The organism is Paenibacillus sp. MDMC362, from assembly GCF_003269305.1.
In the GTDB taxonomy this organism is placed as follows: Bacteria; Bacillota; Bacilli; order Paenibacillales; family Paenibacillaceae; genus Paenibacillus_AQ.
Map to the genome: position 1 here is coordinate 18,465 of NZ_QLYT01000051.1, position 21,953 is coordinate 40,417.

Annotated in this window: 18 protein-coding genes; 6 read left to right on the forward strand and 12 right to left on the reverse strand. The window is 51.8% G+C overall.

What is annotated here, in order from left to right:
• Positions 1 to 122: 122 nt before the first annotated feature.
• From DP091_RS23730 to DP091_RS23745, 4 genes are all read right to left on the reverse strand, one after another.
• Positions 123 to 692 (reverse strand): helix-turn-helix domain-containing protein, encoded by a 570-nt coding sequence (locus DP091_RS23730; RefSeq protein WP_036660138.1) that lies wholly within the window; start codon positions 690 to 692, stop codon positions 123 to 125.
• A 33-nt stretch (positions 693 to 725) separates the two neighbouring features.
• Positions 726 to 1,694 (reverse strand): NAD-dependent epimerase/dehydratase family protein, encoded by a 969-nt coding sequence (locus tag DP091_RS23735; protein ID WP_113060567.1) that lies wholly within the window; start codon positions 1,692 to 1,694, stop codon positions 726 to 728.
• A 16-nt stretch (positions 1,695 to 1,710) separates the two neighbouring features.
• A complete protein-coding gene (locus DP091_RS23740) occupies positions 1,711 to 2,901 on the reverse strand; it encodes a glycine C-acetyltransferase (protein WP_113060568.1) in 1,191 nt (396 codons plus the stop codon).
• Positions 2,902 to 3,066: 165 nt separating this feature from the next.
• On the reverse strand, positions 3,067 to 5,568 hold the full coding sequence (locus tag DP091_RS23745) for a M60 family metallopeptidase (RefSeq protein ID WP_113060569.1): 2,502 nt from the start codon (positions 5,566 to 5,568) through the stop codon (positions 3,067 to 3,069).
• A 198-nt stretch (positions 5,569 to 5,766) separates the two neighbouring features.
• On the opposite strand from DP091_RS23745, the gene DP091_RS23750 reads away from it, so the two are divergent.
• Positions 5,767 to 6,600 carry a helix-turn-helix transcriptional regulator gene (locus DP091_RS23750; RefSeq protein WP_181469909.1) on the forward strand — a complete coding sequence of 278 codons (834 nt, stop codon included), beginning with the start codon at positions 5,767 to 5,769 and terminating at the stop codon, positions 6,598 to 6,600.
• A 127-nt stretch (positions 6,601 to 6,727) separates the two neighbouring features.
• Here DP091_RS23750 and DP091_RS23755 read toward each other — a convergent pair whose 3' ends face one another.
• Positions 6,728 to 7,630, reverse strand: a complete 903-nt coding sequence (locus DP091_RS23755; protein WP_113060571.1) for a LysR family transcriptional regulator — start codon at positions 7,628 to 7,630, stop codon at positions 6,728 to 6,730.
• A 383-nt stretch (positions 7,631 to 8,013) separates the two neighbouring features.
• On the opposite strand from DP091_RS23755, the gene DP091_RS23760 reads away from it, so the two are divergent.
• Entirely contained in the window at positions 8,014 to 8,244 is a 231-nt protein-coding gene (locus DP091_RS23760) for a hypothetical protein (protein WP_113060572.1), read from the forward strand.
• A gap of 87 nt (positions 8,245 to 8,331) precedes the next feature.
• On the opposite strand, the gene DP091_RS23765 is transcribed toward DP091_RS23760, so the two are convergent.
• From DP091_RS23765 to uvrA, 3 genes are all read right to left on the reverse strand, one after another.
• Positions 8,332 to 8,721: a tautomerase family protein gene (locus tag DP091_RS23765; RefSeq protein ID WP_113060573.1), complete on the reverse strand. Its 390-nt coding sequence runs from the start codon at positions 8,719 to 8,721 to the stop codon at positions 8,332 to 8,334.
• Positions 8,722 to 8,904: 183 nt separating this feature from the next.
• The gene (locus tag DP091_RS23770) at positions 8,905 to 10,668 is read right to left on the reverse strand and encodes an ABC transporter ATP-binding protein (protein ID WP_113060574.1); all 1,764 of its coding nucleotides are present in this window, start codon (positions 10,666 to 10,668) and stop codon (positions 8,905 to 8,907) included.
• A gap of 30 nt (positions 10,669 to 10,698) precedes the next feature.
• Positions 10,699 to 13,200, reverse strand: a complete 2,502-nt coding sequence (uvrA, locus tag DP091_RS23775) for an excinuclease ABC subunit UvrA (protein ID WP_113060575.1) — start codon at positions 13,198 to 13,200, stop codon at positions 10,699 to 10,701.
• A 309-nt stretch (positions 13,201 to 13,509) separates the two neighbouring features.
• Between uvrA and DP091_RS23780 the strand changes: the two genes are divergently transcribed.
• The 3 genes from DP091_RS23780 (at position 13,510) to DP091_RS23790 (ending at position 16,040) form a co-directional block, all read left to right on the forward strand.
• A complete protein-coding gene (locus DP091_RS23780) occupies positions 13,510 to 14,136 on the forward strand; it encodes a CGNR zinc finger domain-containing protein (protein ID WP_113060576.1) in 627 nt (208 codons plus the stop codon).
• 207 nt (positions 14,137 to 14,343) lie between these two features.
• A complete protein-coding gene (locus tag DP091_RS23785) occupies positions 14,344 to 15,216 on the forward strand; it encodes an alpha/beta fold hydrolase (protein ID WP_113060577.1) in 873 nt (290 codons plus the stop codon).
• Between the two features lie 122 nt (positions 15,217 to 15,338).
• A complete protein-coding gene (locus DP091_RS23790; protein ID WP_113060578.1) occupies positions 15,339 to 16,040 on the forward strand; it encodes a MerR family transcriptional regulator in 702 nt (233 codons plus the stop codon).
• A gap of 118 nt (positions 16,041 to 16,158) precedes the next feature.
• Here DP091_RS23790 and DP091_RS23795 read toward each other — a convergent pair whose 3' ends face one another.
• Complete coding sequence (locus DP091_RS23795; protein ID WP_113060579.1) at positions 16,159 to 17,052, reverse strand: DUF4097 family beta strand repeat-containing protein; 894 nt, start codon at positions 17,050 to 17,052, stop codon at positions 16,159 to 16,161.
• 268 nt (positions 17,053 to 17,320) lie between these two features.
• Positions 17,321 to 18,241, reverse strand: coding sequence for an NADP-dependent oxidoreductase (locus DP091_RS23800; protein WP_113060580.1), 921 nt, complete (start codon positions 18,239 to 18,241; stop codon positions 17,321 to 17,323).
• A 132-nt stretch (positions 18,242 to 18,373) separates the two neighbouring features.
• On the opposite strand from DP091_RS23800, the gene DP091_RS23805 reads away from it, so the two are divergent.
• Positions 18,374 to 19,249, forward strand: a complete 876-nt coding sequence (locus DP091_RS23805) for a LysR family transcriptional regulator (RefSeq protein ID WP_113060581.1) — start codon at positions 18,374 to 18,376, stop codon at positions 19,247 to 19,249.
• Positions 19,250 to 19,452: 203 nt separating this feature from the next.
• On the opposite strand, the gene DP091_RS23810 is transcribed toward DP091_RS23805, so the two are convergent.
• Positions 19,453 to 20,595 (reverse strand): glycerate kinase, encoded by a 1,143-nt coding sequence (locus DP091_RS23810; RefSeq protein WP_113060582.1) that lies wholly within the window; start codon positions 20,593 to 20,595, stop codon positions 19,453 to 19,455.
• Between the two features lie 60 nt (positions 20,596 to 20,655).
• Positions 20,656 to 21,924, reverse strand: coding sequence for a GntP family permease (locus tag DP091_RS23815; RefSeq protein WP_113060583.1), 1,269 nt, complete (start codon positions 21,922 to 21,924; stop codon positions 20,656 to 20,658).
• Between the last annotated feature and the right edge of the window lie 29 nt (positions 21,925 to 21,953).

Below are 21,953 nucleotides of genomic sequence, written 5' to 3' on the forward strand. Positions count from 1 at the left end.
AAACGGCCGCCCGGAACACCATACAGTCGATATTTAAGATCGGACTGTATTTTTTCCGGACGGCACTAACTTTTTTTAATATTTGGTTGTCGGTAATCAATAAGTGCAGCTGTTTATCAAGATCATCCTCTGGCTGCGGCATCCGCATAGAATATAATCGTGTAAAATTTCGTGGTTTCATTCCCAGGGTTAACGTACCGATGAGGCCGGTTAGCGGAGAAATGCACAGAGCTTCCGGCAGGAACGGTGTAGCTTTCGTCTTCGCGCCACAGCTCCAGCTCTCCCTGATGCACAAAAATATATTCCTCCACTCCATCATTATGCGCTTCTGAACCATGGTCACAGCCGGGATCCATGATGACCATATAGGACTCGAATTTGGTGCGCAGGTTGTAGGAGAACAAAGGGTATACCCGATACGCGCCTTCGGCCTCGTGAAAAGGCTCCACGTCCTCCGGGGATACCACGGTTACTTCGGTTTCCGCCTCTTCGATCAGCGTGGTGAATGAAATGCCGAGGCCGCTGACGATGCGCCACAATACCGAAATCGTCGGGTTGGAATCCCCCCGCTCGATCTGTCCCAGCATGGCTTTGCTTACGCCGGTCAACTCGGCTACGTTATCGAGGCTGAGGCCCCGTGATTTACGGATAGCTTGCAGATTTCTCCCTACTTTTTTATGAATGGGTTCCAAGTGTAACCATATCCTCCTTCTGAAGCGAAGCCGTTAACTGATCTTGCTCTGATCCGCTTGCGGCTTCTCCATAAGCTTTGACACCATATCATCGGTCATATGGTTCAAATCATATTGTACATCAAATCCCCATTCTTCGCGTGCCGCAGTTGCGTCGATAGAATCCGGCCATTCGTTTGCAATCGCTTGACGGACGGGATCCACGTCATAGTCAAGGCTGAAATCCGGTATATGGCGGCGGATGCTGGCCGCAATCCCCTCAGGGTCGACGCTCATCGCCGTGACATTAAAGGCATTACGGTGCTTCAGCTTAGCCGGATCCGCTTCCATCAATGCAATGATTGCGGAGATCGCATCCGGCATGTACATCATGTCAAGGTAGGTCCCTTTATCAATATAGGAAGTATAGCTGCCGCTGCGGATGGCGTCTACATACATCTCAACCGCATAATCCGTCGTTCCCCCGCCTGGAGGCGCGGAGTGGGAAATCAGCCCTGGAAAGCGCAATCCGCGAGTATCCACTCCGAATTTATGGTAATAGTAGTCACACAACAGCTCGCCGGAAACCTTGCTGACTCCATACATCGTTAACGGGCGCTGCAGCGTGTCTTGCGGCGTTGCTCTTTTCGGAGTGTCTGCCCCGAATGCTGCGATAGAGCTCGGTGTAAAGAACTGGCAGGATAATGCCCGTGCCGTCTCGAGCCCGCTTAACAAACCGCCCATGTTCAAGTTCCAAGCCAGTGCGGGATTGGATTCTGCCTTGGCGGACAGCAGGGCTGCAAGATGGATAATCGTATCCGCGCGGTGTTCTTTAGCTGCTTCATGGAAAGCTTGGTGGTCGGTTACATCCAGTGTTCGGAACGGTCCTGATTGCATCGTCTCATGATGGATTTGGCGAATGTCCGTTGCAAGAACAGCTTCTTCGCCATAAACCTGCCGCAATTTCGCCACCAGGTCTGAGCCAATCTGCCCGAGCGCACCGGTTACCATAATTCGTTTCATCACTTGTGCCCCCTTATTAGATCAGACCCAGCTCGCGTCCGATGGTTTCATATGCGGAAAGTGCGCGGTCCAGCATCTCCTTCGTATGCATGGCTGTAGGCATGTTCCGAACTCTTCCCGTGCCTTTTGGCACCGTCGGGAACACGATCGATTTGGCATACACGCCTTCTTCATACAATCGGGTGCTGAATTTCTGGGTGGTTGCTTCATCTCCAATAATGCAAGGCGTAATCGGCGTTTCCGTACGGCCGACGGAATAGCCAAGACGCTTAAGGCCTTCCTGCAGATAACGGGTGTTCTCCCACAGCTTCATTTGCAGGTCTTTGCTGTTCTGCAGAATGTCGATGGCGGTAATGCAAGCGGCCACGGTACCTGGAGGGAGCGCCGTGGAGAACAGGAACGGCCGGCTGCGGACCTTGAGCCAATCGACCAGATCCCGTGATCCGGCAACATACCCGCCGACAACGCCAACCGCTTTGGACAGCGTGCCGATCTGGATATCCACTCGCTCCGACAATCCAAAATGCTTCACGGTGCCTGCTCCGTCGCCAAGAACACCTGAGCCATGCGCATCGTCCACATAAGTGATCAGATCATAGGTCTCGGCGATCTCCACGATTTCGGGGAGCTTCGCAATATCGCCGTCCATTGAGAACACGCCGTCAGTGATGACCATAATTTTGTTATATAAACCGGATTCTCTCGCTTCTTGCGCTTTCGAACGCAAATCATCCATGTCCGAATGGTTAAAACGGATAACCTTCGCCTTGGTCAATCGGCAGCCGTCAATAATGGACGCATGGTTCAGCTCATCCGACAAAATCGCATCCCCGGCACCCATCACCGCCGAGATCGCCGCCATATTGCAATTGAAACCGGACTGATAAGTCAGCACCGCTTCGGTTCCCTTGAACTGAGCAAGCTTCTCCTCCAGCTCTACATGAAGTGTAAGCGTTCCGTTAATGGAGCGAACGGCACCGCTGCCGGTCCCGAAATCGGCCGTAGCCCGGATTGCCGCTTCTTTCAATCGCTCATCATTCGCCAGTCCCAGATAGTTGTTGGAAGATAAATTCACGAATTCACGACCCTGAATGGTAATAAGCGGACCATTCGGACTTTCAAGAGGCTGGATCGTATTATAGAGTCCTTGCTGCTTGAGTTCTGTTAGATTATCCTGTAAGAAAGCGCTTAACGATTGACTGGACATATGAAATTCCTCCCGTGGATCCGAAGTATCTAAACGTACATATCATTTACCATTCCATTGTATGCAAAAAGTCACTTGTATGCAATATCATGTACAAAAATATGCTATATTGCATAAATAAAAAAGCCATGCTTCCTAAACCAAGAAAGCATGGCTTCTTCATGATTATTCTCTTAACGTCCAAATATGGGTTTGCGGCTCAGGCAAATTCAATGAGGCAATCCTTCCTTTTCCGTCTTCCGTCAGACCTATTGCCCATTTGTCGAAAAATTCAGTCAGGTCCTCCCCCGCCGTTTGAGAAGCTATGACGGCAAAAGTATCCACCGTGCCTTGAATTTCGTCCCGAGATAATTCGCGGTATTTCTCGAATATCCGGGTATAGAATTCCCAGCCGTAAGCAAGCTGAAGCTGCTTGAACATCACCAGTCTTTTATAATTGCCGATTTGGCCGTATTTTTTGGCCGGGTCATTGTTCTCTACGAATGCGATCCCCCGATCGTAGTAATCCTTGCCGTCATTCCCGACTTTCAGCAGTTCGGAGGTATTGCCGTACTTCTCTTGGGTGTATAGAGAGAACAGGTTTACGGTGACTTCCCCGACATCGCCCCACGTCCATGTCCTCTGCTGGTATTCGTGCCCAAGTTCATGCCAGAAGCCCCAAGCGCTTGTTTTAATATAATCGACATCCAGCAGGTTGGCCGCATAACTGAACGGCATCATGATGGGATATCCCGCATGCATCGCCCCGGAAGAGATCTGTCCGTCAGCGACGTAACGGCGGTTCAATTGATGGGCGGTATGAGGCATCGCCCTGTCCGGATCAAGTCCGACGAGTTCATCATAACTGTCGTAGATTTCATCCCAGGTCCGCATCAATTCTTCCGGGTCGGTCACTTGGCGGATCATATCCGAGGGCACCGTCAGGATAATACGTTCTCCCTGAAACTCGGCAAAAGGAACGGCAACTGGTCCCGTGCGAATCCTCTCCCACTCCTCGAGCGTAGTCTTTCCCAGCACATAATACGGGGCTTCCGCCGCTCCGCCGATTTTGACGGTTGCCCGGAAATTCTCCTTCGCCTTTAGCGGAATGAGATAGATGAAACCGCCATACGGGCTGTTCACTTGATGGATGCCCGGTGTCAGCTTCAGATGGTTTACGATAAGCGGAACACGAGCCCACTTGCCGGATCCCCTCAAATCGTCGTCATGCGAACCAATTTGAACCGTTAAATGTTCCACGCCTTCCGGCACTTCAAGCGTAATGACTTTACCGGGGGGCGCATACAATCCGGTGCTGATCCAGTTTTTCGACGGAAGCGCATGCGTGTACATCGTATTGGGAAAATCAAAGTCGACCTCGACTTCCCGGTCGTTGACGATGGTCGCTTCCTCTCCGACCATTCCCGGAAATGCGTCGGCATAAGGAGATTTCACGTTGGCGGGATCCAAGGTAAAATGACTGAAGCGGAAGTTATGCAGCGCATTCGTATAGGGCTGCTGGAATTTTTGGATCGGGAACACGGCAGGCGGCAGACTTTCGGCCTCCGATTCTGCCCAAGCATACAGCGGGGATTCGCTGGTTAACGTTTCGATTGTCTCGTTTAGTATATTGTAGAGCCGCTCCTGCTTTTTGTTCGCGGGTGTACCCGGCGGACCGATATCGATTTGATCATAAGTGAGCGTCCCCACTTCCACTTCCTTGCCTTGCGTGAGCCTTGCCCTGATATGATGATCGTCGGCTTGATCATAGGTCAATGCCGATTCGCCGACACTTGACTCAGAGCCTCTGTTCATCAACGTCAACCCTGCCCGATTAACCAGCTTTTGAATCGCAAAATCGCGGCTGAGCCTTGCTCCCCTTAAATTGCCGACCTGAAGCACGGTTTCCTCGGGAGTATCGCGCGTTATTCCCTCAATACCGCTCAGGTTATCCGCCACGATGATGGCACCCCCCAACCGTAAATATTGATCCAGCGCTTCGAGATCCTTATCCTTCATCGTCTGGTCTACATGGGCTACCGCATATTTTTGCGGATTCAGGTTTGCGGAATCCCAGCTGTCGATTTTCACAAGCTCAATAGGCAAATCCGGATTAACCGTGAGCTCGTCGGAGGTCGTTATCAGTCTAATCTTCTTTCCCGGCTGCTCTAATGCATCTTCATAACGATTCGTACGGTCGTTGCCTTGGCCTTGATTTGTGGAGGCATCGTCCGTCAGCCACCATAAAATATTCCGGGCCAGCTTACCCGCAGCATCACCCGCCGACTCGGACAGATTGAAATACGCCTTGCTCCCGGCGACAACGATACGCCCTTTGCCATAACGGGCTGCCGAGATGGCTGGAATATAGTAATCGGGTACATTGATATTGAATGCAGCGTCCCCTACTGCAGCAACGCCGCCGCCAGCGAAATATGGAATCGCTTGCAAATCCTTATAAAATATGCTGAAATCGTTCTTAAGCACGTCTATCGGCGTTCCGGCCGACCAGGGAGCAGCCAATCCGGATGATTGAAGTTCGGTCGGTCCGGCAGCATTCGCCATTGCAGGATCTTTTACCGTCCGTTTACTGCTCTCCGCAGCTTCGGCAACTGCAATGGATGCGGTCATTATTAATACCACGGACCCGATTACTGCGAAATTCTTAATCCGTTTCATCATCTTCATTCCTTAACGATTCCTCCTCGATTTCCTTTGATATCCTTATCGAATGGCAGATCAGTCCTAAGCTTTGATGTCATTACCTCCCCCTTGCTATGTCATTGAATGGGATTTCTCATTTAGCTTAATGAATACCACTCGGATTTAAAATGCATAAAAAACACATCAATGTATCCAAAATACACAACCGGTAGGGGGCAGCCAATGGATATAAACCACCTGAAGTTGATTCAGAATTACCTGGCTAACGCGAATCTTCGCTTATCCATTGCCAAGGTTGATAAAGTGTCCCAGAACTGGCGTTTTTTTAATATGAGACCGTCCTATAACGCCCTATATTTTATACGGGAAGGCGAGGGCTGGATTAAGATCGACGAACAAGAGTATCATCCCTCCCCCGGGCAAATCGTTCTCATGCCAGCTGGATCGCTTCATTCCATCTCTGTCGTGGGTGACAACACCTACAGGAAGTTCTGGTGCCATTTTACCGCCAAGGTGGACACGCTGAACTTGTTTCAGCTAATTCATCTTCCCCACGTGCTGGATGTGCCGGACGAGTCATATATGGAGCAGTTATTCAAGGAATTGATCGATGCATATGGGAGCAGCGCTTGGACCGCCCCGCTGCAAAGGAACGAAATATTGATGAAGCTTGTCCGACATTATCTTGACATCGTTCCCGATCGTCAACTCTCGCTGTCCATGCTGCCCGATATGCAGAAGCTGAACACGGTATTCCAGTATATTGAGGAGCACATCAACGATAACGTCAGCGTGGAACAGCTGGCGGGACTTATCCATTATAATCCCAACTATTTCATCCGCTTCTTCAAATCCAAAATGAAGATGACACCTGTGCAGTATATTATTAAAGTCAGGATCGAGAAAACAAAGGGTCTATTGATGACCACCGATTTGACCCTGGAGGAAATCGGGAGAAAGGTGGGAATGGAGGTCCATTACTTATGCCGGGTATTCAAGCAGTTCACCAACATGTCGCCGGGGGAATTCCGTAACCAGATCATGTCCAACCGCTAATAAACATCCCCTGAGAGGGTTATCGGAATCCTTTTCCGATACCACCCAAGGGGATATAAGGGGCGACTCTATACAGTAACTCTATAAAAATCTGGATAGCTATATCCTGAAGCCATCCCCATCAAAATCAAGTGGATATCGCTTCATGCAGTGCTTCGACATAAGCGGCAGCCAACTTGGACAGGGTCGCATTCTTATGGCTGATCCATCCGACGTTAATCGTCTCATCGCAGGCGAGTGGAACCGGAATAATCTCGTTCCCGTTCAGGTCAGCGCTCAGCACCCCGGTCGAAATGGTATAGCCATTCAAGCCGATGAGCAGATTGAACAGGGTCGCGCGATCATTGACCCGGATGCTTTTTTTATGGGATAACGTGCTGAGAATTTCCTCCGAGAAGTGGAATGAATTGTATTCCCCTTGCTCGAATGACAAATACGGATAATTCTGAAGCTCGTCAATGGTCACAATGGACTGCTTGGCCAGCGGATTTTTGATGCTGATAAAAATATGCGGCTTCGCCGTAAACAAGCTGTTAAACTGCAGTCCTGCATCCTTCAGCAGCTTGTTGATCACCTTGGCATTGAACTCATTGAGGTACAGAATGCCGATTTCGCTGCGCAGGGTTTTGACGTCCTGGATGATTTCGTAGGTCTTCGTCTCTCTTAGTGCCAGTTCGTATTCATCCTGTCCGTGTTCCTGGACCAGCTTCACGAAGGCATTAACCGCAAAGGCGTAGTGCTGCGTGGACACCGAAAAATGCTGCGGGGAAGGCTTCGCATTCAGATAACGCCCTTCCAGAAGCTCTGCCTGCTCGACCACCTGCCGCGCATAGCCGAGAAACTCCGCCCCCTCCTTCGAAAGTGATATCCCTTTGTTCGTCCGCTCGAATATCGTAATATGCAGCTCCTCTTCCAGATCCTTGATTGCGTTGGACAGACTTGGCTGGGAAATAAATAATCGTTTGGCCGCCTCGTTCATGGAACCACGATTGGCTACCTCAATTGCATATTTTAACTGCTGTAAGGTCAAAGCAGACGCCTCCTCTATAATTTTGAATCGAGATGCCGATACATAACGGGTGTAGAACAAATTTTCATTCTAAAATATATATATTTGAGGAAAAAATTTAACTCACCTCAAATAGATAGGCTACATCGGAATTTCCATTTATTTGATCACACTATGCAACACATGGAATACTCTCCTCTATCGAGATGGTAGTCAGTTCGGCCCGCATTATACACGCTGTTTGCTGTTCCTGTTGTTTTGTTAGCCATATCCCTCGCCATCTATGAACGATGCTTATATCATCCCAAGCAGTCAATCGGGGCAGAACACAGAGATCATAAAGATCTTGGCGGCGTTGTTCAGAAATAGAAGAATCCGCCCGACAGGCAGAGTTCGGCAGTCATATGATCGGTAATATCGTATCCGAGATCTGCAATACCGGTCAAACCATCACAAGATCGAAAGCGGCAGTAAATGCGTTAAACCACCATATTGCCCGGATCAGACATACATTGCAAGTGGTTCAAGCGTACCAGGGACATTTTGAATCCATTAAGCAAGAATCGGATGCAGCCGATATCATGACCAAACTGGTTGCCGATATAGATCTTATAATAGAGCGATGGAAGGAGTGAAGTTGGGGAGTACCTGCATGCTCCAAATGAAAAAAAAACAGGAACAGTCGCATGGACTGTCCCTGCACTTCAAGCTTCCTTGATGCTCTAAATATTCACCCTATACCCTAAAGCCAGTTCATCGCCGGGAAGGCCCCGAATTCCCCAGTTGTGCTGCGGCGTTTCGACTATCGTAATCTCCACATCCTGGGAAGAGATATGCAGCGTGTGCTCGATTCGTTCGAACAACAATCGAATCAGCTGTTTCTTGGCCTCCACGGTCCGGCCTTCAAATATGCTGATCTCGATCACCGTGTAACGATCCGTTCTCCCGTCAGGGAAGAAGAAATCCTCGCGGCTCATGGGGAAAAAACGATGGAACTTCTTATCTGCCGGAAGTTGAAAAACGTCTGCCACGCATGAATGTATCACTTCCGACAACTGCCCCTTGACCGGGTTCAGCCGCTCCCGGACGCCATAAATTTTGATCTGCGCCATGCTCTGCTCATCTCCTCTACTCTACTCTCCACCCTACTCGTCTATCCCAAGGTTTACGCTTCCTATTTATTTCTATTCGACCTTGGTCGAAACAAAACCTCTTGCCCTAATTGCACCATATTGCAAGGTATGCAAAACATTGTGCCGATCACTGTTGTTCCCTCTTCAATTCCCCATGCATCCTTATTCCCCGGTCTGGAACTGCTTCTTCGCCCACTCCACGTAGGACGGATGGCTTTGAATCAATTCTTCATGCGTCCCGCTTCCCGTAATGTGACCCTTCTCCAGGACAATAATCTGATCCGCCTCGACCACGGTGGATAACCGGTGGGCAATGACCACGGTCGTTCGTTCCACCATTAGATTGTTCAGCGCCTTCTGTACCTCGTGCTCGGAGTCGCTGTCGAGGCTTGCCGTCGCTTCGTCCAAAAGCAGAATGTCCGGCTTCCGCAGCAAAGCCCTTGCAATCGCTACGCGTTGTCGCTGACCTCCCGATAACTGGATGCCTCGCTCCCCAACCTCCGTGTCATATCCTCGCGGCAGTGCCTCGATAAATCCCTCCGCATAGGCCAGTCTCGCCGCTTCGGCAATTTCCTCGTCGGAGACCGGCTCCTCCCGTCCATAGACGATATTGTCCCGGATCGTTCCGGTCATGAGCGGGCTGTCCTGGGACACATACCCGAGCTTTCGCCGCCAAGACTCCAGAGTATAATCACGGATCGCTTCGGAGCCAAAGTAAATCTCCCCGCCGGATGGCGAGTAGAACCGCTCAATCAAGGAGAACACCGTAGTTTTGCCGCTGCCGCTGGGTCCTACCAGAGCGGTGACCTTCTTGGCAGGGATCAAAAAAGATACCTCGGACAGAATCGTCTCGCCTTCATGATAAGCAAACGTCACCTCTTTAAATTCAACGTCTCGATGCCCATCCGGTGCAGTACGCACCGCACGATCGTCGCTCTCCGGCTCATATTCGAGGATCAGCCGCAATCTCTCGGTGGCCGCCATCACCTTCTGAAGCTGGGAATAGAATGTAGCAAACTGGCTGAATGGAAACATGATCTGGAACAACAGCAGGATAAACGATACCAGCTCGCCTGCGCTAAGAGCGCCGGAAGAGACGCGAACGCCGCCGTATCCGATGATGACCACCAGCAGGACAACCATGACCATCGACATCAACGGAATCAGAACCGAGTTGATTTTGGCTTCCTTCATGCCGAATCGGTATAAGCTGTCCATATCGTCATACCCGCTTTTCTCCTCCCTCCGCTCTGCATTGGAGGCTTTCACCAGGCGAATCTCGCCGATTACCTGGGTCAGCATGGCGGACAGCTGGGCAAGCTGTCCATACATGCTGATGGAGATTTTGTACATCTTTCCGCCGATGGGCATTAATATGCCGAACCCGACCGGAACGGCAATCAGAATGATGAGGGTCATCCGCCAATCCAAGTAAAACAAGATTGCAACGGCCCCCAAGACGGTCAATAGATTCGAGCAAAAAGCAATCAAATGATCCGTGATCAGGGTCTTCACTTCATTCGTATCGTTAGTGACCCGGCTCATCGTTTCTGCCGAGCGGTGCTTGTCAAAGAACGGAACCGGCAATGCCAGCACCTTGGTCCAGAGCCGCTTACGAATTTTATTCACCGTCTGGTTCCCGACATAGGCAAGCATATAATAGGAAAGTCCGCTCGCCATGGCTTCCAGCAGGAACAGAACGGCCAGAAAGCCGACCGTGCGAATATTGAACGAATCTGCCGCAAAGTTATCGATTAATTGGCCGGTGATGAGCGGGACGACCAGTCCCGTCACCGCACCAACCAAGCTGAGCAAGATGGCCAGAAAGAGCACCAGCTTCGGAATACCCGAAGCGCGCAGCAGCTTAATAAAATATCGAATCGTGGTTTTTGTAACCTTACCCTTCTCTTCTACGTGTTGCTCCATATGGAATTCCTCCCTTTTTGCATCCAGCCGTCACATATAGATTTCTTTGATAAAACGGCCGGTGAACGAGGCTTCCACAGCCGCTACTTCCTCAGGCGTTCCTGTCGCCACGACAGACCCGCCGGCAGCTCCTCCGCCAGGCCCGATATCGATGATCCAATCCGAATGCCAGATCAGGTCCAAATTGTGTTCAACCAAAATCACGGTGTTCCCCGCGTCCACCAAGCGGTTCAACAGAACGAGCAGCTGCCGGACATCACCAGGGTGAAGCCCGGTTGAAGGCTCATCCAGCAAATACAGCGTATGGTTTTTGGTCTTTTTGCTTAATTCCTTGGCCAATTTAATCCGCTGTCCCTCACCGCCGGATAAGGTGCTCACCGATTGCCCCCATTTCAAATACCCAAGTCCGACGTCGCAGAGCAGTTGGGTCAATTGCATGATTTTCGGCCGATCCTCCAGAATCGACAGACTTTCCTCAATCGTCATATCCAAAATGTCGGAGATGGTGTAGCCGTTATAGGTCACGCGCAGAACCTCTTCCTTAAACCGCTTGCCCTTGCAATCCGGACATCGTACCTCCAGCTCCGGAAGGAAGTGCATATGCACCGAAACAACGCCAAGCCCTTGGCATGTCTCGCAGCGCCCGCCTTGTGTATTAAAGGAAAAGTGCTTGGCCGTCAATTGACTCTCCTTGGCTGCCGGCAAGCTGGCGTACCAGTTTCTGATATGGGTGTAAACATCGGTATACGTAGCAATGTTGGAGCGCTGCATTCGGGATACCGGTGATTGGTCAACCGTAATCAGCTGCCCTACCGATTCCCAACCCGTGATGGCCTTGCAGCCGATTGGAGTTGATTGATCGCTTCCGGATTCCGCCAGAAGATCAAACAAAAGCGTGGATTTACCAGATCCCGATACGCCTGTCACCGATATGAGACAGCCGAGCGGGAAAGAGGTCGTGATATGTTTCAGGTTTCTTAAACGGGCATCCTCGATCGTCAGCAGGCTTCCATTTCCAGCCCTGCGCCGATTCGGTGCCGCAAGCATCGTGTTCTCCCGGAAGTAGGATCCGGTCACGGACGCGGGGTTATGGATAAGCTCTTCCAGCGTTCCTTGACCGACAACCGTACCACCCATCGTTCCCGCACCCGGTCCGATATCAATGATATGGTCAGCGGCCCGCATCACTTCTTCGTCATGCTCGATGACGAGCACCGTGTTGCCCAGATCCCTCAGTTGTTTCAGAACCTGGATCAGTCCCCTGGTATCTTTGGGATGCAGTCCCGTTGTCGGTTCGTCCAAAATGTACAGTACCCCTGTCAGGCCTGATCCCAGAATCGATGCGAGTCGAAGCCTCTGGGCTTCTCCGCCTGACATCGTGACGACCTGCCTCTCCATGGACATGTAACCCAGCCCGACATCCATAATGCGTTTTAGTCTGACAACGGAATCATGAATGAGCGGTTCCACAATCGTTAATTGGTCTTCCGTCAGCTTCCTCAGCAGCGCCTCCATCCAATTTAAGGCTTCCCCGATCGACCAGGCGTTGACTTCGTTAATGGAGACTCCATCCACACGGACGCGGCGGCTGTCCTCCTTCAGCTTCGTTCCGTGACAATCCGGACAGAGGTGCTCATGAAACAGGGACGCTTCACCGGACTCGCTCCCCTTCTCCCGGTACCTTCTCCAGATCCCGGTGACTACACCCTCGTACTTGCCTTGTCCTACGGACTTCGGCGGCTTGACGTCAGGAAAATGCCGACTGAACTGCTCGCTCTCTACGCCGAAATACAAGAGGTCACGCTGAACCTCGTCATAGTCCCGAAGCGGCATGAACTCATCGAATGCGAGTCCGTAATACTTGGCTGCCGCTTTCAGAATGCTGGTGTTATAATCGGTAAGAGCGCTGTACCACGTTGCCACCCCGCCGTCTCTTAAGCTTAGTTCGGGACGAAACACGGCTGCCATGTTCAGACTCACCGTTTGACCGAGTCCGCTGCACGTTTCGCATGCGCCTTCCGGCTTGTTAAAGGAAAAATGCGACATCGTCAATTTCTCGAGACCATGGCCGCATCGCCTACAATGAACCGTCTCGTGAGAATCGCTGATCTCTTCCTCCTCAGCCAGACCGTGATAGTCTTCTCCCTCCACATGAGGTATCACCGTATCGCCGCAGGACGGACAAGTACGTTCACCAAGCTTAGAAAACAGAATTCGAAGCAGCGTGTAGATATCCGTCACCGTTCCGATGGTGGATCTTGGGTTTCGGTTCGTAATGTGCTGTCCCACGCTGATTGAGGGGGATAGTCCTTCAATCGAATCCACCTTCGGCTTGCTGACCGAGTCCGACACCATGCCCATGGATTCCATGTACTGCCGCTGGCACTCCCGCTGCAGCGTATCCATTGCGAGCGTGGACTTGCCCGAGCCTGACGGACCTGTCATGACAACCAGTTTGTACTTCGGGATTTCAAGCGAGACATTCTTCAGGTTGTTCTCCCGGGCACCACGGATCTTAATCGTTCCTTCCATAATTCCAGCCTCCTAAAAGTTTTGTGGAGCTTAGCTTCATTGAGAAGCCTCGCAATAAACTCGCTTCGCAAGCCTATTGTTTCGTTTTCCAATACTTCAATTTACAAACCCATCTTACAACATTGATGCAAGTACAAAATTCCAAACGGGAAAAGGTTGATCCATCGCCGTTTCCGAGATCAAAAGCCGTCACAGGACTTTAAGGTTTAAATATAATGTTTGATGCCGTTCCATTTGTGTAAATACAGCATTGACTATATAATGGGCTACAAATAATACTTATCGTATGTTTTGAGGAGAGCGGTAACCATGCCGAAAAAAATCGCACCCGAATTTTATTTTATTGGCAACCATCCCCTGCTGGATTTCGTGAATACCAAGATTGCGGTTGATGGACAACCCCTGGATTTGCTTGATACATTCGATTCTTTATTGGATTGGATGGTGAAGGCGAACCTGCTGTCCGAGGTTGAGCGCAACCTGCGCAAGGCGGTGTATAACGGCTCCGAGGAGGAAGCCGGAATCGTGGAAGCCGCCCGGCTGCTCCGCGACCATCTCTTTAATCTGATTCAGCCGGGAAGCGTGAACGAGACCTCAACGGAAGCTAGCCTGCAGTATGTCAATGGGCTGCTGAAGGAGCAAATCCTTCGCACAACGCTTGTGGCAGAAGGGAACGCGTACAGCCGCAAAAGCCGGATGCTTTTTCGCAAGCCGCTGGATCTGTTGACCCCGGTCGCCGCATCTGCCGTTGATTTTTTAACTACCCATGACCTGAAATTGGTGAAAAAATGCGAAAATCCGGCGTGCGTGCTTCGCTTTTACGACAATAGCAAAAATAGCACCAGGCGCTGGTGCAGCCCAAAAACATGCGGGAACCGCATGAAGGTCGCTGCCTATCTGGAGCGTCAGAAACAGCAGCAAACGAAGGAATCTTAGATAAATCATCTAAGATTCCTTTTTTAATACCCAAAACAACTCTTTACAGGTTAATAATCGGGATGTATAATTCCCTTAACCACATTTAGGGGGTTAATAAATTAAATAAGGTGGTGTTTTTCTTCTTAACATTACAACCAGTCAAAAGGCTCTACATAACAATTGCATCGTAAAAATTTGCAGCTAATTCAAGGAGGCATTGATCAGATGTATCATAAAATCCAGTATTGCACGGCTCAAATCGAAGGTTTGGATATTTTTTACCGTGAAGCGGGGGCTCCCGGCTCGCCTGTTGTCCTGCTCCTGCATGGTTTCCCGACTTCCAGTCAAATGTATCGTCAATTGATCCCGACTCTTGCCGATCAGTACCACGTAATTGCACCGGATTATCCTGGTTTTGGTTACAGCAGTGCGCCTGACCATGATCAATTCCAATACAGCTTTGACCATTTCAGTCAACTCATCGAGGAATTGCTCGCCCAATTAAATATCCAGAGCTTCTACGTCTACCTTATGGATTACGGCGCACCCGTTGGATTTCGGATTGCAGCACGCCATCCCGAACGGGTTCGGGGGTTGATCATACAGAATGGGAATGCCTATGAGGAGGGGCTCGAGGAATTCTGGACCCCCATTAAAGCGTACTGGGAAGACCCCGCGAATCCGGATAAACGCGAGGCCCTGCGCTGGTTAACCAGCATCGAGGCAACAAAATGGCAATATACCCATGGCGTCCGTGATACGTCCCTCATTAGCCCCGACACCTACACGCTGGATCAAGCGCTGCTGGATCGTCCCGGGAACCAGGAAATACAACTGGACTTGTTCCTGGATTACGGATCAAATCCTCCCTTATATCCGGCTTGGCAGCAGTATTTCCGCGATGCGCAGCCGCCGACCCTTATCGTGTGGGGGCAAGGCGACCATATCTTCCCAGAGAACGGGGCCCATCCGTATCTGCGCGATCTGCCCGATGCCGAGCTTCACATCCTGAAGGATGCCGGGCATTTTGCGTTGGAGTCACATGGACCGGAAATCATGGATTACATCCAGGCATTCTTGGAGCGTCAATCTTCATAATATGAGCATGACAATGATATAAGCTAATTTCCCGGCAGGCTTTTCATTGAGCCGTTCTTCATGATACAATCCCCCAGAAAAAAGGATTCAAACAGATCCGGCATGAGGTAAGGGGGACCGTCATGGGTATCAGACCGATTGATATAGCCAAAAAACTGGGGATTACCACAAGTGCGCTCAAGCATTATGAAAAATGGGGAATTGTCCCTCCTGCGAAGCGTGCCCCGAACGGATACCGGGTGTATACGGAGGAACATGCCGCTTACTTCGAATGCATAAGAGCCATGTTTCCCGGCTTCGGCGTAGACGTTACGAAGCAAGTGATGATCAAGCTGCAGGAGAACGAGCTGGATGAAGCGCTCTGGATTGTAAACGAGGTGCAAGCCAATCTGCAGCAGGATAAAGTCCTCGCGGAGCGGACCATCCGCATTCTGGATACCGAGCAGCTTGACGTAGTCGATGCCCGTGGGAGGAAAAGAGAGCTGACCATCGGGGAGGTTGCGGCCGAAACCGGCGTGCCGGCTTCGGCTATCCGCCACTGGGAGAAGGAAGGCGTCCTGATTCTGCCTCGGGATCGGGAAAACGGCTATCGGAAGTTCGAGGGCGCCCAGATCCGGCAGATCATGATCATTCGGATTCTTCGCTCGGCCAATTACCCGCTGGAAGTCATCAAAGACGTACTGCATGAACTCGAGCATCATCAAGTCGATAATGCAAGACGGGTGCTCAAGGACACGCTTGTATACCTCAACTACCGCAACCATAACCAGATACGCGGCGTGCACTATCTATATCAGCTTTGCCAAGTACTGAAATTAATGTAAATCCCACTTCCTAAGTACACTGTTGCTTAACATACAAAAAAACAATCAAGGATGAACTACATCCATGATTGTTTTTTATGTTTATTGATCCTCCTTGATCCCCCTCATCATGTGCCGACTATGGATTAACTTTAATGGAACCGACGGAGGTCGCCAAGGATATTTTCGCTCCACCGCCGTTTACGTCGCTCTGCCCCCGGCTTGCTCCAGTAATCTGTCCAAGCTCGGTTTCAGTATCCAGCGTGTATTTCATGGACGGCGCAAACGTGGCCATGATGCTGCCTGCCGATGTGTTGGCCGTCAGCGTGCTGTCCTTATCGATCTGCTCAAGATCCAGCTTTACGCTGCCGGCTTCGGATACGATCTGGGAATTGCCCGTGATTTCCGTTTTGGCCAGCTGAATTTCCCCGGCTCCCAACTGGAGTTCAAAAGCGCCCTTCAATTCGTTCACCCGAATCTTTCCAACGTCATTCTTGATGCGAACATTCCGCATGTCTTCCGGCACTTCGATTACATAATCTATCATGAATCCCGAGTCTCCATATTGCTTCTGCGACCAATCCCACAGACTTTGGCTGGCGTCCTCCATAGGATGTGTTCTTAGTTCCAGCATGCCGTCCTTCAGCGTAAAGGAAGTGGCGGCCTGCTCCGTAACCTGGGAACGAATGTTGTCATTCTTGAAGAAGCTTTCATTAAACCACACGGTGGTTTTTACTTTGATCTCATTACCGGGTACGGCGATGAGCTCAATATTCCCTACCGCATGATCGATGGTCAATCCCTCGGCTGCTCCGGCTTCCTGAGCCGTCGTCAACTCGAACTCTTTCCCTTCACGCTTTACTTGATCACTGATAGCCAGCACTGAATCGCCGGCCAAATTCCCGACTTGTGCCAATTGATCAAGCTCCCGCTTTACTGTTTCTTCCGCATTATTAGCGGCATCGCATCCTACCAGGACAGCAAATATCAACAGCGATGAGATTTTTACTGCCATCATACTCTGTTTCTTCATAAAATCCTCCACGTCCAATCCTCTATATGTATATGTCCATTATATCGTGAAGGAAAAAATTGACACGCTGCCACGGACCAGTTTGTACCTGGACCTTAGTCTGGGACGCCTCCTCCGTCTTTTGTATGACGCCGCGCATTCGAATCACGCCTCCAATGCTGCTGCCGAGCAGCCATCTTTACTATTTGGCTAAAAGAGTAAAGGAAGAGTCCCGCAGTACAAAATCTGCTTTTTAGAAACCCTCCTTTCTCTAAATCATGCTTCCATCTTATGGCTGGTCTATCCGCAGCACGACCTTCCCCCGAACGTGGCCGGACTCCACAGCGCGATGCGCTTCTGCTGCTTCGCTCAGCGAAAACGCCCGGGACACATGGATCTGCAGTTTGCCTTGTTCATATAACTGAACCAGTTCAGCCAATCGATCCTTGGATCGCTGACTGCGGATCGCGAGAACCCCCAGCTCTTCTACCCGATCGAAGGCTACAATCGTGCCGATGCGGCTCCGGTCGCCGACCAGCTCCAACGAGGCCAGCAGCGCTTCTTCACCAGCGGCATCCAGCGCGGCACTGACTCCCTCTGGGGCGGCGGCCTTGACCCGGGCCACAAGGCCTGGGCCATAAACAACAGGAACAGCACCCAGTGAACGAAGATAATCATGATTTCGCTCGCTTGCCGTTCCGATGACCCGGGCTCCCCAGGCACGAGCGAGCTGGACGGCGTAAGAACCGACGCCACCTGCTGCCGCATGAATCAGAACGGTATCGCCTTCACCGACTCCTAACGCCTGAAGGGCCGTATGGGCAGTTTGCCCCGCTGCAGTCAGCACGCCCGCCTCTTCCCACGGCATCGGATCCGGTTTACGAACCACTTGATCCGAGCTAACCACGACATACTCCGCGTAGCAGGCGAGTAAAGACCAGCCAATGACGTCCTCACCAACCTTAAAGCCTCTGACCCCCTCACCTACCTGATCTATCGTTCCAGCGAACTCATTGCCCAGAATTTGCGGCATCCGCAATGTCATATTAGGGGGCGCCCAGCCGCTTCCCCTGATCCCGCAGTCGGCTGGCTGTACGCCGGCTGCCTTGATTTTAACTCTGATCTGACCGTTACCGGCCTGAGGATCTTCAAATTCCATGACACGCAGGACATCCGGCGGTCCAATCGTGCTAAACGCCACGGCTTTCATATCGATCATCCTTTCGTGAATCCCTTGATCTTGCTTCTGAGATCATTCTATAATCATCGATAGATAATAGAAAATACAAAAATGTCTATGTATACATATACTGAAGTATATAAGCGAGGAAGGTGAACCGGAATGGAAATGTTACAGCTGAAGTATTTTGTAACCGTAGCAAGACTTGAACATATGACCAAAGCCGCAGAGGAGCTCCATATTGCTCAACCGGCGCTCAGCAAGACCATTGCCAGACTTGAGGAGGATCTCGGCGCTCCGTTATTCGAACGTCAAGGCCGGCAGATCCGCCTCAATCCGTATGGCAAAGCATTTTTGGCAAAAGCCAAAGCAGCCCTGCAGCTGCTGGAGGAGGGACGGCGTGAAGTCGAGGATCTGGCGGGGCTGGAGCATGGGCGTATTCATTTGGCCTTATCCAACATGGAGCAGCTCCGCGAGCCCTTAAGATTGTTTCTAAGCAAACATCCGAAGGTCAACTTTCATATCATCCAGTCTTCGATGGAGGATATGGTTCAGACGATTGAACATAACGAGGTTGACTTCTTTCTCACCTCCATGCCCATCCGGCACCCGGATATACGCAGCTTGCCTTTGCTCGTCGAAGAGGTGTTCTTGGCCGTTCCCCCCACCCACCGCTTAGCCGGCAAAAATCAAATTCACTTAAGCGAGGCTGCAGGTGAATCGTTTGTCGGTTATAAAGAAGGTCATCCGTATCAGAAGATGAATAATGAGTTTTGCATACAAGCCGGTTTTCTACCGAAGATTGTCTGCGAGGTGGAGGACCCCGGAACCATAGCCGATCTGGTACGTTCCGGATTTGGCGTGGCTTTAATCGGGGAATGCAGAAGCGGCGAGGAATTAAAGCTGACGAAGCTGAGCATTGACGAGCCTCAGGCCCGCCGCATATTCCAAATAGCATGGCTGGAATCCAGGTACTTGTCCAAGGCCGCGATTTCTTTCCGTGATTTTCTCGTGGAATATTACGCAGAATCACGGTAAGACGACCGTAAGGGGCTGTCCCAAAAGATCTTAGATCTTGCCGGAGGCCCTCTTCTTGCTGTTAGAAGACGCTGGCAGATCAAGAAGGCGGCAATAGACCAAAAAACAGAAATGGCGGTACAGGGCTGACCACCCTGGAACCGCCATTCCTTTATTTTTGCTGTTTTATTCATCCATTGAGCCGTCCTTGATCGTCATCTTATTCAAGCTAACTTGCTGCCGCATTTTAACGTCATCGCTATATTGCGCACTGTACGCTCCATATTGGCGGCGGCTTGTCTTATCGCATCGTCCAGGCTGCATACGCCGGGCACGATCGTGAACACCATATCGATGCCATGCTCAAGCACCGCTTCATGCCCGTCCGCAAGCGAGCCCGCGATGCCGATGACCGGCACTCCGTACCGCTTGGCCGTCTTGGCCACGCCCATCGGCGTTTTGCCGTAAATCGTCTGCCCGTCGATGCGGCCTTCTCCTGTAATGACGAGATCCGCATCTTTCACATGCGAAGCCAGCCCCGTCGCTTCGATAACGATATCCACGCCCCGCTTCAACTCAGCGGCCAAAAATGCGAGCATACCGGCGCCAAGCCCTCCGGCTGCGCCAGCGCCGGGAATCCGGGCCACGTCGCGGCCCAAGCATGCCTGAATCATCGCCGCATAATGGGCGAGATTGCCGTCAAGCTGCTGTACCATGGCCGGATCGGCGCCTTTTTGGGGGCCAAATACGGCCGAGGCGCCGCGCTCGCCGGTCAGCGGGTTGTCCACATCGCACGCGGCCACGAAGGCAACCTGCTTCAGCCGTGGATCGGCTCCGCCCGTATCGATGCGGGCAATGCGATGCAACTCACCGCCGCCATGGCCGATTTCCGAGCCATCGGCATCAAGCAGCCGCACCCCGATCGCCTGCGCCATGCCGGCGCCGCCGTCGTTCGTGGCGCTGCCGCCCAAGCCTAGAATAATCGTGCTGACGCCTTCGTTCAGCGCCGACGTAATGAGCTCGCCGGTGCCGCGCGTCGTCGTCACGAGCGGATTGCGCTGCTCCGGCGGCACAAGCGATAGTCCCGAGGCCGCCGCCATTTCGATAATCGCGGTCTTCCCGTCACCAAGTATGCCGTAGAACGCGGTCACGGGAGTACCAAGCGGTCCCGTCACTTCGGTGTGAACCAATCGTCCACCTGTCGCATCCACCAAGGACTGCACCGTGCCCTCCCCGCCGTCAGCCATCGGCACATTGACGATATCCGCATCGGGATATACGGCGCGCATTCCCTTCTCTATGGCATGACATGCCTCCAATGCGGATAAACTCTCTTTAAATGAGTCTGGAGCAATTACAACCTTCATTCTCTCCACTCCCTCTCCATCAGTCTTAACCAACTGTCTGAACAATCATTTTGCCGCAAATTACAAGAACCAGCCGAACACGCCGAACACCAATGTCGATACGACTGCCAGGACGAGACCGATTGCGGTCTCATACGGTATAAGACGCAGCCGTTCCTTCATCGCCATATTGACGCTTCCGCCCGTTGCGTGGAAGAAGCTGCCGTGCGGCATATGGTCGAAGACGGTCGCCCCGGCATGAATCATCGCCGCAGCGCCCAGGGATGCAACACCAAGCTCCATAATCGTTGAGCCGAACACCGAGCTGGCGACCGCGGTACCCGCTGTTGTCGAAGCGGTGGCCAAGGACATGAACGCGCCGCTTATCGGTGCAAGCAAGTAAGCCGGCAAGCCGGAGGAGGCCAGACTGTCGATGATGACATCCTTCAATTGCGAATTCGATATAATGCCGGCCAACGTCCCCGTGCCGAGCAGCATGATAGCCACGCCCGACATTTTGCCCAAGCCCGATACCGCAAATTGATTGATCTGCTTGATGCGGCCCATGCACAAAGCCCCAACGAGGCCGCCGACCGGAAGCGCGATCACCGGATCGATGACGATACCGGCCAGCGGGCGCAGTGCCAACAGCACAATCGCCGTGATCGGAGCCATCATCGCTGCCAGGAAGCTCGGAAGCTGCTCAGCGCATTCGTCTACGCTTTCTTGGCCCGTGATCTTCGTTCCCTTTTTGGACAGCCGCTTCGCGATCAGATAAGTGGAAAATAGTCCCAGAACAGCCGGTATGATTCCTGCCATCATCATCGATGTCAGTGGAATATGGAATGCCTCTGCCGCCGAGATGGCGTTCGGATTCGGCGACATGATGTTGCCGGCCTTCCCGCCGCCGATCATGGCAAGCAATATCGCCATGCGGGACAAGTCGGCGCGCTGCGCAATCGCGATCGCAATCGGCGCCACCGTAATGACCGCGACGTCGATAAATACGCCGACCGCCGTCAGTACCATCGTCGCGAACGCCAGCGCAAACAGCGCCCGCGTCTCGCCGAACTTGCGGACCAACGTTTCGGCGATCGTCTTCGCGCCGCCCGATTCAATCAGGACGCCGGCAAGCACGCCGGCTGCCAGAATGCGCAGCACGGCCGGAATCATGCCCTTCGCGCCATCCATCATCAAATTCACCGAATCAACCAGCCCGATTCCGCCGACGATCCCCCCGGCAAGTGCCCCAATCATCATGCCATAGGCCGGAGGGACTTTACGCAATATAAGCACAATCGCCACAACCAATGCCGTCAAAGCACCAAGTACAGTTACAGATACGTCCATAGTCAAGACCCCCTAATGTGTTGTCTCAA

Excerpts from the sequence above, each read along its gene's own strand:
- DP091_RS23750 (WP_181469909.1), top strand. The coding sequence starts at position 5,767 with ATGGATATAAACCACCTGAAGTTGATTCAGAATTACCTGGCTAACGCG.
- DP091_RS23770 (WP_113060574.1), bottom strand. The coding sequence starts at position 10,668 with ATGGAGCAACACGTAGAAGAGAAGGGTAAGGTTACAAAAACCACGATT.
- uvrA (WP_113060575.1), bottom strand. The coding sequence starts at position 13,200 with ATGGAAGGAACGATTAAGATCCGTGGTGCCCGGGAGAACAACCTGAAG.
- DP091_RS23780 (WP_113060576.1), top strand. The coding sequence starts at position 13,510 with ATGCCGAAAAAAATCGCACCCGAATTTTATTTTATTGGCAACCATCCC.
- DP091_RS23740 (WP_113060568.1), bottom strand. The coding sequence starts at position 2,901 with ATGTCCAGTCAATCGTTAAGCGCTTTCTTACAGGATAATCTAACAGAA.
- DP091_RS23795 (WP_113060579.1), bottom strand. The coding sequence starts at position 17,052 with ATGAAGAAACAGAGTATGATGGCAGTAAAAATCTCATCGCTGTTGATA.
- DP091_RS23765 (WP_113060573.1), bottom strand. The coding sequence starts at position 8,721 with ATGGCGCAGATCAAAATTTATGGCGTCCGGGAGCGGCTGAACCCGGTC.
- DP091_RS23790 (WP_113060578.1), top strand. The coding sequence starts at position 15,339 with ATGGGTATCAGACCGATTGATATAGCCAAAAAACTGGGGATTACCACA.
- DP091_RS23800 (WP_113060580.1), bottom strand. The coding sequence starts at position 18,241 with ATGAAAGCCGTGGCGTTTAGCACGATTGGACCGCCGGATGTCCTGCGT.
- DP091_RS23760 (WP_113060572.1), top strand. The coding sequence starts at position 8,014 with ATGATCGGTAATATCGTATCCGAGATCTGCAATACCGGTCAAACCATC.
- DP091_RS23810 (WP_113060582.1), bottom strand. The coding sequence starts at position 20,595 with ATGAAGGTTGTAATTGCTCCAGACTCATTTAAAGAGAGTTTATCCGCA.
- DP091_RS23735 (WP_113060567.1), bottom strand. The coding sequence starts at position 1,694 with ATGAAACGAATTATGGTAACCGGTGCGCTCGGGCAGATTGGCTCAGAC.
- DP091_RS23815 (WP_113060583.1), bottom strand. The coding sequence starts at position 21,924 with ATGGACGTATCTGTAACTGTACTTGGTGCTTTGACGGCATTGGTTGTG.
- DP091_RS23805 (WP_113060581.1), top strand. The coding sequence starts at position 18,374 with ATGGAAATGTTACAGCTGAAGTATTTTGTAACCGTAGCAAGACTTGAA.
- DP091_RS23745 (WP_113060569.1), bottom strand. The coding sequence starts at position 5,568 with ATGAAGATGATGAAACGGATTAAGAATTTCGCAGTAATCGGGTCCGTG.
- DP091_RS23785 (WP_113060577.1), top strand. The coding sequence starts at position 14,344 with ATGTATCATAAAATCCAGTATTGCACGGCTCAAATCGAAGGTTTGGAT.